This is a genomic window from Vibrio sp., from assembly GCF_050299255.1.
Taxonomy (GTDB): domain Bacteria; phylum Pseudomonadota; class Gammaproteobacteria; order Enterobacterales; family Vibrionaceae; genus Vibrio.
Genome location: NZ_JBNKVP010000095.1, coordinates 1 through 11,252, shown reverse-complemented (window position 1 = coordinate 11,252; position 11,252 = coordinate 1). Strand labels below are relative to the sequence as shown.

The following is an 11,252-nucleotide window of genomic DNA, read 5'->3' as shown; positions in this document are numbered from 1 at the left end:
CAGGGGGTTATTGCCAATTACACCGTCGTGCTGGATAAGAGCGCGGTAGGAATCGGGATGACCGTTTTTGTAGAAGTTAGCCTTAATAACCATCAGGCTGATTCAATAGAAAAGTTTGAACAGGGCTTGCAGGATATGGATGAAGTCATTAGCTGCCATGTGGTGTCGGGTGGTTACGACTATTTGCTGGAGGTGGTTACCAAAGATCTGACCGGCTATGAAGCTTTTACCCGAAAGTTGCAGCGATCCCAGTTTGTGAAAGATATCCACACCCACCTGGCTATTCGCCAGGTGAAGCAGAGCCGCGCATTACCAATATTTTCGGAATAGTCGGCCTCAAAATGAACCAGGCCCAGAATAATCTGGGCCTGGTAAATTATGCTTGCTGAGAGGTTTGGTAACGGGCGAGAATTTCGCTCAAGTTTTTGGTGGCTTTGGCAAGGTTAGTCACGCCGAGTGATGAGTCTTCAGCGACCGACTTGATGGTATTGGACTGGCTGCGAATGTCAGACAGTTCGGAAGCGATATCGTTAGCGACTGCGCTCTGCTCATGAGCAGAAGATGAAATTTGCACGCTCATGTCGTTAATGGTTCGCGCAGATTCGGCGATGGCATCAACATCATGACCAATATTAGTCACTAGCTGGCTGCTGGTTTCCGCCTGGCTAACCGTACTTTGGGTAATTTGAGCAATATTGTGACTTTCAGATTGCAGTTGTTCGATCATGGCCTGGATTTCGACCGTAGCAGATTGAGTACGGCTGGCGAGGGTGCGAACTTCGTCTGCAACCACTGCAAATCCACGCCCTTGTTCTCCAGCTCGCGCGGCTTCAATTGCGGCGTTGAGCGCAAGTAGGTTGGTTTGCTCAGAGATGCCATTGATCGTCGTAATAACTTCGCTAATCTGGCTGGTATTTTGATTGAGGGTCGTGACTGAAGAAGACGCTTGCTCAATTAACTGGCTAAGCTGGGCAATTTCTGCGATAGCTTGCTGCACTTTTCTGCTACTGTCATTTGACTGTTTGGCATCCAGCTCGGTTTGTTCGGTAGCCTGATTGGCAATGTTCGCGACTTCCTGGGCAGAGGCCGTCATTTCTTCCATCGCGGTGGCCACAGAGTCCAGAGAAGCATACTGATTGGCAATTTGCGCTTCACTTTGTTTCATTTCCTGCTCAAACGCAGACGTAGTCTCATCCAGAGTAGCAGCGTTATCTTTTACGGTATCCACTAATTCGCTGAGCGTGTCCATGGCGTTGTCCAGTGCGCAGCCTATAGTGCCGAACTCATCGCGGCCAGGGTGAAAACCGAGCCTTGAAGTAAGATCGCCTTTAGCAATTTTTACCGTCGTGTCATGCAGTACCCACAACGCACCGCCGATGAATGTGGCAACCCAATATGCAACCAGACCAAAAGGAATTAACCAAAGCGCGCTAAGTAAAAGGCTGTTAAACGCGTCGCGACGCTGTAGTTTATCCTGTTGGCTGAAATCTTCAGTCAACGAGTAGAGTTTGCCATCGGGTGCTTTGGCAGTGACGGTAACGATGCCGTCCTGATATTGGCTGGCTTTAAGTGATGGCACGCCTTTTAGCTGTTTAAGGTCGCCGATATTTGTACCAGACAGCAATCCGCTAAGTTTGTGCTCGGCGGCCACAATGGAGCGGTTTTCTATGTGCTGCAGTGCGTCGGCATAACGCAGGCTGGCTATAGTCGTTATCGCCAGCAGGAAAATAGCGCTGATCAGCCATATTTTGTCGTTGATCGACATTTTAATAAACAGTCTGTCGATAGTCCTGAATTCTACTTGTTTCATTATTGCTCCGTCTGGCTCATATCGTTACTGATAATTTTCTATAATTGTGCTGTTATTAGTGAGATGAAGTACACGTAAATGTGTAATTTAGAATGTCGTTCAATACAAATATGCGATCTAAGTCCCACATATCAAGGAATTATCGACCTGTCGTGCAACAGTTACCATTCGTGGTGAAGTATGCAGCCACGTCACAACCGACAAGAATCTATAGATGAACTTTCTCGCTCACTTACATATTGCCGATGACTGCCAATCCAGCTTACTGGGGAACCTGTTGGGGGATTTTGTTAAAGGCGATCCCTACCGGTACTATCCAACAGATATCGCCGATGGCATTCGACTCCATCGTTGGGTCGACAGTTTTACTGATCGACATCCGGCAACCGAATTATCCAAACGCTACTTTAGCGATGGAACCAGACGCTATGCCGGTATAGCGCTGGATATGATGTGGGATCATTTTCTGGCGAAACGGTGGCCTCAATACTCTGATTTGTCGCTCGAACAGTTTTGCCGCCAGGCTCAACAATCAATTTCGCAGGAACATCAGCTCTGCCAACCACAGCGATTGCCTGAGCGTTACCTGGCCGTTAGCGCCCATATGTGGCGGGGCTGCTGGTTAACGTCTTATCGGGAGTTAGACAATATCCAACTGGCGCTGGAGCGCATGTCGCTGCGCAGCCCGAGGATGGCGCCACTGGCTAACTGTTTTGATGTCCTGGAACAGCACTATTCTGTGTTTAGTGAACAGTTTGATATTTTGTATCAGCAGGTATTATTCGAAGCACAACAACGGCCAATCTGATAGACTTGCCGGTTTTCCGCTTCCGGTCTTTACTATGTGTCAGCCATTTATCGATTTAGGTTTATCCGCCACAATTGCCCAGCAACTGCAACACATTGGATTTCAGTCACCCACTGAAATTCAGTCCCGCGCAATACCTGCCATTCTAAGTGGTGACGATCTATTGGCCTGTGCCCAAACCGGGACCGGCAAGACAGCGGCGTTTGGCTTGCCACTGATTCAAAAACTTCTTAGCCGGGATGCATCGACTGAAACTGTTACTGAGAATCAGAATTCAGCTGGTCATGTATTTTCACTAATCCTGGTTCCTACCCGGGAACTTGCTCAGCAAGTGTTCGACAATTTATGCCAGTACAGCCAAGGACAAGCCATTAAAGTCGCCGTGGTCTATGGCGGAACCAGTATGAGAGTTCAGACTCAACAGCTAAAAAGCGGGGTCGATATTCTGGTTGCCACGCCGGGGCGACTGCTGGATCACCTGCACTGTCGGCATGTGAGTTTAAAACAAACAGAGTATCTGGTGTTTGATGAAGCGGATCGTATGTTGGATATGGGATTCATGCCAGATATACAACGGATTACGAAGCGGTTGCCCGCTCAGCGACAAACGCTGCTCTTTTCCGCGACCCTGGATAACCGTATTAAGGCCTTGGCACACAGAATAATGAATCAACCCCGGTCGATTGAAGTGTCACCGCCGAACCAAACTGCCGTAACAGTAAAACAAATCGTCTATCCAGTTGATAAAAAGCGCAAGCGCGAATTGTTGTCACATTTGATTGGCAGTAGAAACTGGCGCCAGGTGTTGGTCTTTACCAAAACCAAGTCTGGCTCAGACGATTTGGCACAACAACTTAAGCTTGATGGTATCAAAGCGGTATCGATAAATGGTGATAAAAGCCAGGGAGCACGATTGCGCGCTCTGGATCAATTTCGTAACGGCGAAGTAAGAGCACTGATTGCCACCGACGTTGCTGCTCGCGGACTGGATATTCCGCAACTCGAGCAGGTCGTCAATTTTGATATGCCATATAAGGCAGAAGACTACATTCATCGTATAGGCCGTACGGGACGTGCGGGCAGTGAAGGTCTTGCTGTGTCACTCATGTGCCGAGAAGAGGAGCCTTTGTTGCAGGCTGTAGAACGGTTGTTGGATGAGAGGTTACCCCAAGAGTGGCTGGCAGGCTACGAGCCAGGTACGCTGCCGCCAATGCACGATGATAGACCAGTCAAGAGACAGAGTCGTTCTGCGGAAAAGAGAAAAATGAAAGCTCGGCTGAAAATTCATTCTGGCCGCGGGAAACATGGCCGAAAAAAATAATGCACTTAAATTGTTAATTAATGAATTGCACACTGAAAAATAAAATTCACGGTTAATATTACTTAAGTCATTAAATACCATGCGTTTTAAACGGTATGTCATGTTTTAGGTGTTTTGCTCAGTTTTTTCATTGTGCTTTTTTAGTGCGGAGACTCACCAAAATAGTGAGCAAACATATAAAACTATAAATATAAATCATTATTATTAACCGACTTTTGCTCCACGGTGCTTATCAATAGCTTTCGAAGTTATTACTCTATAATATCGATATCACTTCTTTTGTGAAATTTTACAAACGCCCATTTATCTATTAAAAAACAATAGGTTGCATATCATGCGTGGTTTCACACTTTTCAAAATAAAGCTTTAAATACAGCCACTTATCATCATTTAACAACATTCTAACATTTCATTCGGTATGAGATCGCCATCAACTTTATAACTTTTAATTAAAATAATATTTGAATTGTAACAATCAAGGGTTAGTTTAATTAAAAGGAAATGGAATTTATTTTAATACGTAAATCAACAATAACGTCGGTTGGTTGTTTATTTCTTTTTGGAATAAACACTACACATTTAATATGCTGTTAAGAATGGAGTCTATTAATGAAAAAAATCGCTTTGATCACCGGATCTAAAGGCGGGATTGGTTCTGCTATCACCTCACAGTTGGTCGATGACGGCTATCGGGTCATTGCTACTCACTTCACTGGAAAATATGAATGTGCTTTAGAATGGTTTAACGAAAAAGGGTTTAACCAGGATCAAGTGCGCTTATTCGAACTGGATGTTACAGATACTGAGCAGTGTATCGAACGTCTGGCAAAATTGCTGGAAGAAGAGGGGACCATCGATGTGGTGGTTAACAATGCAGGTATTACCAGAGATGGCTTGTTCAAAAAAATGACACCACAGGCGTGGAAAGAAGTCATTGAGACCAACCTCAACAGCTTATTTAATGTGACTCAACCTCTGTTCGCTGCAATGTGCGAGAAAGGTAATGGACGCATCATAAATATCTCATCAGTTAATGGCTTAAAAGGCCAGTTTGGTCAGACCAACTACTCTGCTGCCAAAGCGGGCATGATTGGTTTTTCAAAAGCGCTGGCTGCTGAAGGTGCACGAAGCGGAGTTACGGTTAACGTAGTTGCCCCTGGCTATACGCTAACGCCGATGGTTGAGCAGATGCGACCTGAAGTCCTTGATTCCATTAAAGAATCCATTCCGATGAAACGTCTGGCAATGCCAGAAGAAGTTGCCCAAGCGGTAAGTTACTTGGCGAGCGATGCCGGGGCATATATCACCGGAGAGACGCTGTCCATCAACGGCGGCCTGTACATGCAGTAACTTGAGGAACGTATTACTATGGAAAGAGTATTTATTGTTGCAGCAAAGCGCACACCTATCGGTGCATTTGGTGGCAGCCTTAAAAATATCTCAGCAGGAAAACTAGCTTCTGTCGCGATTCAAGCCGCATTAGAACAAAGTGGGGTTACGGCGGAAAGCGTTGATGAAGTGATCATGGGGAATGTCGTGGCAGCCGGCCAGGGCATGGGGATCAGTCGTCAAGCAGCAATATATGCTGGCATTCCTGACTCAGTCCCGGCCTACAGCGTTAACATGGTTTGTGGTAGCGGTATGAAAACCGTGATGGACGCGGTGTCTCATATCCGTTCGGGCGACGCAAATATAGTCGTAGCCGGCGGTGTCGAAGTAATGTCTCAAATCCCGTTTATCGTCCCGGCCAGCGTTCGCGACGGTAACAAAATGGGCAACATGACATTGACGGATCTTCTGATCAACGACGGCCTGACTGATGTTTTTAACCAGTACCACATGGGAGTTACGGCTGAAAACGTCGCCAATGAAGTTGGTATCAGCCGTGAGCAGCAGGACGAGTTTGCTCTTGCAAGCCAACAGAAAGCCGTTGCGGCTATCGAATCTGGCAAGTTTGTTGATGAAATTGTTCCGGTCGAAGTGCAACAACGCCGCGAAACAGTGTTGTTCGATACCGATGAGTATCCAAAGGCCAATGCGACTCTGGAAGGATTGCAGAAATTACGTCCAGCATTTGACCGAGAAGGTACGGTTACCGCAGGCAATGCCTCTGGCATCAATGACGGGGCAAGTGCAACGATTATTGCCAGTGAGTCAGCGGTCAAGCAGTTTGGCTTAACGCCGTTGGTCGAAGTTGTCGCTTCTGCGCAAAGTGGCTTGGATCCAAAAATCATGGGGCTAGGTCCCGTTGAAGCGGTGTCTAAGGCGCTGAATAAGGCTGATTTGTCCCTGGGTGATATCGACGTTTACGAACTTAATGAAGCTTTCGCGGCACAAGCTTTGGGCGTTGTTAACCAATTGGCCGACAAGCACGATGTATCGCCAGATTCAATTTTGAATAAAGCAAACGTCAATGGTGGAGCGATAGCTTTGGGTCACCCTCTCGGTGCGTCTGGAAACCGCATTCTCGTATCACTTATCTATGAACTTAATCGACAAAATGGTCAGTATGGTGTGGCTTCACTCTGTGTGGGTGGTGGTATGGGCACTGCTGTTATCGTTAAGTCAGTTAACTAATTTTCTACTGCAGGAGTAATTAATATGTACACGGATTTTTTTAAAACTTTCACAGACCAAACCGAAAAAACTATGGAACCGTATGTGAAATTCAATAAGTTGGTTACTAAAAACGTTGAAGTCCTCACTGAGCTGCAATTAAACGCGATTCGTACTTACAGCGAAATGGGTCTGACTCAAATGAAAGCGGCGAGTGAAATCAAAGATGTGACTTCACTGACAGCATTCAACAGTCAGCAACTGTCTGTTCTGACTAAGCTGTCTCAACAGATGATGGACGACAGCAATAAGCTGCAGTCAATCGCCAAAGAGTTCAAAGAAGATGTTGAAAAACTGACGACCGAGAACATCAAATCAGTCAATCCAGCATAAGTACTCACCCTATCTGCCGCCCATCCTGGGCGGCTTTTTTCCGAATATAGGAGTATTACTATGTTTCAACACTTCTTTTCGGACTACCTTGTGAAGCTCCAGGAAACCAATCAACAGTGGTGGCAAGATCTTGAACTGAGCAGGGCAGCCGTTAATTCTCCGCTAAATAAAGCGATGCAAGAAGTGAACTTGGAAGACACCGCTCGGTTGTTTGAGCAAGCTGCGAATCAACCCGCAGCAATGCTGAAACTGCAGGCTGAGTGGTGGCAGCAACAGCTTCAAATCTGGCAACAGACCGCATTGGCTGGTAATACAGAACACAAAGTGGTGGAAGCTGATAAAAGTGACAAACGTTTTGCCGATGAAGCCTGGCAGAACGAGATCTTTTACAATTTCATTAAGCAGTCGTATTTACTATTTAGCAAAACGTATCTGGACACGATCAATAGTATCGAAGGTCTGGATGAAAAAACCAAAGAACGCATTTTATTCTTCTCTCGCCAGGCGTTAAACGCTCTCTCCCCGAGCAATTTCATTGCCACCAATCCGGAGTTATTGAAACTCACGCTGGAAAGAAACGGTGAAAATCTGCTAGCGGGACTGGAACAGCTGAAGGAAGATGTCGAGCAAAGTGCCGATATACTGAAAATTCGCATGACCAACAACAATGCGTTTGCAGTCGGTACCGATGTCGCCACCACCGCAGGCGATGTCGTATTTAAAAATGAGCTGTTTGAGCTGATTCAATACCGGCCGCTTACCAAGCAGGTAAATGCGACTCCGGTTTTGATCGTGCCGCCGTTTATTAATAAGTACTACATTCTGGATCTGCGCGAAAAGAATTCCATGGTGCGCTGGTTGCTGGAGCAGGGTCACTGCGTCTTTATGATGTCCTGGCGCAATCCTGGCAAAGCACAAGCAGAAGTGGAATTTGGCGATTATGTTACCGAAGGCGTGGTGAAGGCAGTTACTGCCATAGAAGATATCACCGGCCAGGAGCAAATCAATGCGGTCGGTTATTGCATCGGCGGAACCGTATTGGCGTCGACCATAGCGTACTACGCGGCCAAACGTATGAAGAAACGCATTAAAAGTGCGTCGTTTTTTACCACCTTACTGGACTTTTCTCAGCCCGGTGAAGTGGGGGCCTATATTAATGACACCATCATCCGTGCCATTGAGGTGCAAAACAATCTCAAAGGATACATGGATGGACGCTCGTTAAGTGTCACCTTCAGCTTGTTGCGGGAAAACAGTCTGTACTGGAATTACTACGTTGATAACTACCTGAAAGGTAATAGCCCGGTCGATTTTGACCTGCTTTACTGGAACAGTGACAGTACCAACGTCGCGGCTAATTGCCATAATTTCCTGTTACGGGAACTGTATCTGGAAAACAAACTGGTGCAGGACAAAGGGGTTAAAATTGGTGGGGTATGGATTGATCTGAACAAGATTAAAATTCCGAGCTACTTCATTTCCACCAAAGAAGACCATATTGCTTTGTGGCAGGGTACCTATCGAGGCGCGTTACAAGTTGGGGGTAACAAAACCTTCGTACTTGGCGAGTCTGGTCATATCGCTGGCATCATCAACCACCCGGACAAAAACAAGTACGGTTACTGGTTGAATGATAATCTCGATGATACGGCGGAAGAGTGGGTTGCCAATGCTACGCACCACGAAGGTTCCTGGTGGACTCACTGGAATCAGTGGTTATTGAGTTTCAACCCGGAGGAGAAAGTAGCCCCTTATACACAAGGCAACGATCAGTATCCGGTTATTGAGGCCGCACCTGGACAATACGTTAAACAAGTATTGCCGGTTCAGGAACCTGTGCAGCAGTCACAGGAATCGACAGTCGAATCTTAACTGGTTGATATGTAGTGCAGTAAAGCGGAGCCAAGAGCTCCGCTTTTTGTTTGTATTTCGCGGTACCTTTTGCTGTAGTAGGGTTTCAATAACAGGGAGTGATTATGAAAACAATCGGGCTTATCGGAGGGATGAGTTGGGAGTCTACCACCAGCTATTACCAGTTAATCAATCAGGGTATAAAACAGCGATTAGGCGGATTAAATAGTGCTAAGATCGTGTTAAATAGTATCAATTTCGCTGAATTAGAGCCGATGCAACGAGAAAACCGCTGGGATGACGCTGCAGACCTGTTAGTGACTGCAGCCAAATCCGTTGAGCAAGCGGGCGCGGATTTTGTGATGATCTGTACCAACACCATGCACAAAGTCGCCGACGAGGTCGCTGATGCCGTGACGATCCCGCTGCTACATATTGCTGACGCCACCGGCGCGCAACTGACTAAAGAGCATATCCGCCGGGTCGGACTGCTTGGTACCGCATTTACTATGGAGCAGTCATTCTATAAACAGAGGCTGCAACAGAGATTCGACCTGGAAGTGCTGGTGCCGGAGGCCAATGCAAGAGAGAGGGTACATCAGGTGATCTACCAGGAGCTTTGTCTAGGGCAAATACGTCCCGAGTCCAAAGCGGAATTTATCGATGTGATCAATCAACTGAAAAGTCAGGGTGCCCAAGCCATCATCCTTGGTTGTACCGAGATAGGTTTGCTGGTTGAGCAGCAGGATGTCGACATCCCTCTCTATGACACCACAGCTATTCATGCTAAGGCGGCGATAGAGCTGGCGTTGCAAGGGGCGATGACAGAGAACGATAGCGATGAATAAAAACGTCTGGTTACTCTCGCTTTGTCAGGCTTTGTTGATGACAGGCAACATCTTACTGATCTCTGTCGTTGGCCTGGTCGGCCGTTCAATCGCCCCGGATTCCAGTATGATTACCTTACCGGTCGCGATGCAATTTCTCGGTTTGATGAGTGCCACGATACCGGCATCTCTTATTATGGGCAGTCTGGGGCGAAGAAAGGGATTTAGTATTGGCAATATAGTCGGTATATCCGGTGCCTCGGTGGCAACGTGGGCCCTGGTGCAATCGCAGTTCTACCTATTTTGTCTCGGCACATTTTTAATCGGAATCGGTATTGGCTTTGGTACCCTTTATCGCTTTGCGGCGATAGAAGTTTGTAATGAAAATGCCCGCCACAGAGCCATCTCAATTTCTATGGCTGGTGGCGTGTTGGCGGCGTTGCTTGGGCCTAATCTGGCGGTACATTCTCAGTCACTGATGGCTGGCGTGGACTATGTTGGTGCTTTTGTAGCGCTGATTGGTTTAAACGTAATCGCGCTGTTTTTACTGCAGACCATCCGTTTCCCGGAGAGCAGTGAGCATGAAGGCAATGTAAAAGCCGATCCGCTTGGTGAGATGGTGAAGCAGCCCAATTTTGTGTTGGCCGTATTGGCTGCAATGGTCTCCTATGCCGTGATGAATATCCTGATGACGGCAACGCCGCTGGCAATGGTTGGCGATGGTTTTGAGTTTCACCATGCGGCGGGCGTGATCGAATGGCATGTACTGGGTATGTTTGTGCCGGCCTTTTTTACCGGCAGGTTGATAGAACGCTTCGGAGCTCAAGCTATGATTGTCTGTGGTGCACTGCTGTTCGTGTTATGCATCGCAATCAATCTACATGGACAGAGCTTATGGCATTTCACTCTGGCGCTAATATTGCTGGGAGTCGGTTGGAACTTTATGTTTATTGCCGCGACTGGGCTGTTTAGCCAGTCATATCTGGGTCACAACAAAGCCAAAGCACAGGCACTGAATGAATTTGTCGTGTTCAGTTGCGTAACGGTAACGGCACTACTGTCAGGCTGGTTGGAAGCCAGTTATGGCTGGCAAAAACTGAACCTGATTGTACTGCCTGTGGTGGTCGTGGTGCTGGCGCTGTTTTTGTTTAAATTTGCCAAACGTTCGGCTCGGGTTGCAGTGGAATAGTGCCAGGCCACTTCGTTCTAGTTTGCAACTTAAGTTGGTAGCTGAAGTGAACACGGCTATGGTGAAACAGAGCGGATATTATGAAAGGAACAGTCAATGCTTACTTACACAGTTTCAAGAAGTATCCAGATAGACAAATCACCCACTGAGGTTATCGACTACCTTAGCGATTTTACCACCTGGCCGAAATGGTCGCCCTGGCTGATTATGGAGCCTAACTGTCGTGTGGAGTTTAGTAGTTTTCAGCAGCAGCCTGGTGCTGTCTATGGCTGGGACGGCCGTTTGGTGGGCGAAGGCAGGATTGAGCTGGAGCATCTGACCGATGAGCGCATCGACGCGGTTATTTAGTTTAAGCGACCTTTCAAAAGTCGTGCGAAAGTCGCTTTTGTCGTCTCCAATCAGGCAGGAATGACCGAAGTCGAATGGATAATGCGTGGTAAGCTGCCGTGGTATCTGTTCTTTTTGAAGCGTTTTTTTCAATCCATGATCGGCATGGA

11 protein-coding genes are annotated in these 11,252 nt (G+C 47.1%); 10 read left to right on the top strand and 1 reads right to left on the bottom strand.

From position 1 onward, the window contains the following. Positions 1-330, top strand: a 330-nt coding sequence (locus ACQY6F_RS16880) for an Lrp/AsnC family transcriptional regulator (RefSeq protein ID WP_428776088.1), incomplete at its 5' end; no start/stop codon positions are given. A gap of 46 nt (positions 331-376) precedes the next feature. Here ACQY6F_RS16880 and ACQY6F_RS16875 read toward each other — a convergent pair. Then, positions 377-1,810: a methyl-accepting chemotaxis protein gene (locus tag ACQY6F_RS16875; protein ID WP_428776086.1), complete on the bottom strand. Its 1,434-nt coding sequence runs from the start codon at positions 1,808-1,810 to the stop codon at positions 377-379. A gap of 214 nt (positions 1,811-2,024) precedes the next feature. On the opposite strand from ACQY6F_RS16875, the gene ACQY6F_RS16870 reads away from it, so the two are divergent. The 9 genes from ACQY6F_RS16870 (at position 2,025) to ACQY6F_RS16830 (ending at position 11,103) form a co-directional block, all read left to right on the top strand. After that, on the top strand, positions 2,025-2,618 hold the full coding sequence (locus ACQY6F_RS16870) for an ACP phosphodiesterase (protein WP_428776084.1): 594 nt from the start codon (positions 2,025-2,027) through the stop codon (positions 2,616-2,618). Positions 2,619-2,652: 34 nt separating this feature from the next. After that, complete coding sequence (locus ACQY6F_RS16865; protein ID WP_428776083.1) at positions 2,653-3,939, top strand: DEAD/DEAH box helicase; 1,287 nt, start codon at positions 2,653-2,655, stop codon at positions 3,937-3,939. A 609-nt stretch (positions 3,940-4,548) separates the two neighbouring features. Then, positions 4,549-5,289 carry an SDR family oxidoreductase gene (locus ACQY6F_RS16860; RefSeq protein WP_428776081.1) on the top strand — a complete coding sequence of 247 codons (741 nt, stop codon included), beginning with the start codon at positions 4,549-4,551 and terminating at the stop codon, positions 5,287-5,289. An 18-nt stretch (positions 5,290-5,307) separates the two neighbouring features. Continuing rightward, positions 5,308-6,516, top strand: a complete 1,209-nt coding sequence (locus tag ACQY6F_RS16855) for an acetyl-CoA C-acetyltransferase (RefSeq protein ID WP_428776079.1) — start codon at positions 5,308-5,310, stop codon at positions 6,514-6,516. A 24-nt stretch (positions 6,517-6,540) separates the two neighbouring features. Continuing rightward, positions 6,541-6,888, top strand: a complete 348-nt coding sequence (locus tag ACQY6F_RS16850) for a phasin family protein (protein WP_428776077.1) — start codon at positions 6,541-6,543, stop codon at positions 6,886-6,888. Between the two features lie 60 nt (positions 6,889-6,948). Next, the gene (gene phaC, locus ACQY6F_RS16845) at positions 6,949-8,760 is read left to right on the top strand and encodes a class I poly(R)-hydroxyalkanoic acid synthase (protein ID WP_428776075.1); all 1,812 of its coding nucleotides are present in this window, start codon (positions 6,949-6,951) and stop codon (positions 8,758-8,760) included. Positions 8,761-8,864: 104 nt separating this feature from the next. Further along, positions 8,865-9,587, top strand: a complete 723-nt coding sequence (locus ACQY6F_RS16840) for an aspartate/glutamate racemase family protein (protein ID WP_428776074.1) — start codon at positions 8,865-8,867, stop codon at positions 9,585-9,587. Continuing rightward, the gene (locus ACQY6F_RS16835; protein ID WP_428776073.1) at positions 9,580-10,755 is read left to right on the top strand and encodes an MFS transporter; all 1,176 of its coding nucleotides are present in this window, start codon (positions 9,580-9,582) and stop codon (positions 10,753-10,755) included. Before ACQY6F_RS16840 ends, ACQY6F_RS16835 begins: the two co-directional genes overlap by 8 nt. Positions 10,756-10,851: 96 nt before the next feature. Further along, positions 10,852-11,103 (top strand): SRPBCC family protein, encoded by a 252-nt coding sequence (locus ACQY6F_RS16830; RefSeq protein ID WP_428776071.1) that lies wholly within the window; start codon positions 10,852-10,854, stop codon positions 11,101-11,103. Positions 11,104-11,252: the final 149 nt, after the last annotated feature.